This window comes from Streptomyces sp. ActVer (assembly GCF_027270795.1).
Taxonomy (GTDB): domain Bacteria; phylum Actinomycetota; class Actinomycetes; order Streptomycetales; family Streptomycetaceae; genus Streptomyces; species Streptomyces umbrinus_A.
Window position 1 is genome coordinate 1 of record NZ_JAPWHT010000881.1, and the last position, 1,410, is coordinate 1,410.

Genomic DNA, 1,410 nt, shown 5'->3' on the forward strand with positions numbered 1-1,410 from the left:
TGGCGGGACCACAGCGCCCACAGCGCGGCACCGGGCGCGAGGCCGCCCCGGGCGTGCCAGGCCCGCTCGGTGCCGGAGCCGAGCGCGGCGAGCGGCGCGTAGTTCTCCGCCACGAAGGTCCGGCCGGGCAGCGGGGCGGGCGGCGGCAGCGGACGGTGGGTCAGATCCAGGTGCAGCGCACGCACCACGTCGAGCCCCGTCCCGTCCGCGAAGAGCCGGAACTGGGCGCCGGGCCGCGGATTGAAGTCGAGCAGGTGGTACGCGCCTGTGGCGTGGTCGCGGCGGAAGTCCAGGTCGAAGATGCCGCGGTAACCGAGCGCAGACATCAGCCGTTCCGCCAGCGCCTGCACGGCGGGGTTCGGGGTCCAGCGGCCCACCGCGGTCAGCCCCGCTCCGCGTGGCCAGGCGCGCAGCTTGCGGCCCGGGCCGCCGCCGCACACCGACCCGGACCGGTCCGCGTACCCGTGGAAGAACCAGTCCTGGTCGGGCGCCGGCGGCAGGAACGCCTGGAGGAGCAGCCCGCTGCCCGCCTCCTCGGCGCGGCGGCACAGCGTGTGGGCCTCCTGCGCCGAGCGCAGCACCGCCGTGCTGCGCAGGTCCGTGCCCGGGGGCAGCAGCCAGGGGCGGCTCCACTTCGCGACCACGGGCAGCCCCAGGCGCCGGACCGCCGCGGTCACCTGTGCCGGGGTGTCGGGCACCAGCGTCGGCGGGTGCGGGATGCCCGCGGCCTCGCAGACGGTGGCCAGTTCGGCCTTGTCGGCGACGCGTTCGGCGAGACCGGCGGGGGAGAGGGGAAGCAGAAAGCGGGGTGCCAGAGTGTCCCGCATCCGGTCCACCGCTACCGCGCTCGCGTCATCCATTGGGATCAGTACGGCGGGACGGGACACCCGGGCCGCCACTCGGCGCAACGCCAGCGCGATGTCGGCGGGTGAGGCGTCGGGTGCGGGCGGCGGATGCATCCGGTGGACAAAGCGCGATCTGCGCACCGGACTTCCGGTGGAATCGGCGACCACGTGCACGTCGATTCCGGCCCGGCCGAGGGAGCGTACGGCTCCCAGCGTTCCGTGGTGAAAGGGATTCCGGTCGATTCGCAGAAGTACGGCGGGAACACGGGTGTCGAAGGGCGACATGGGCATATTTCCTTGAGGTCTCTTCTGCTGTCTCTTCTGATGTCTCACTCGTGCGGGTGATCCGGGATTTTTCCGATTGCCCGGCTCGATTGGCGCATTGCACATTTATGTGACTGGGTGTCAGTGGACGGTGGAAAAGGAGCGCGAGGAGCGGACATGGCCCCACTGCAACGGACCCGAACCAGACGGCTGGCGTACGCCACCGCCGCACTCACCGCCGGACTCGTCGCGTCGGCCGCCCTCGCCTCGGGGCCGGGGTACGCCGGGGGCGCGGGGGTGG

At 72.8% G+C, this 1,410-nt stretch carries 1 protein-coding gene; it reads right to left on the reverse strand.

What is annotated here, in order from left to right; all coding sequences use genetic code 11:
- Window positions 1-1,130: ATP-grasp domain-containing protein (locus tag O3Q52_RS53040; RefSeq protein ID WP_269655541.1), on the reverse strand; the 1,130-nt coding region annotated here is incomplete at its 3' end.
- Between the last annotated feature and the right edge of the window lie 280 nt (window positions 1,131-1,410).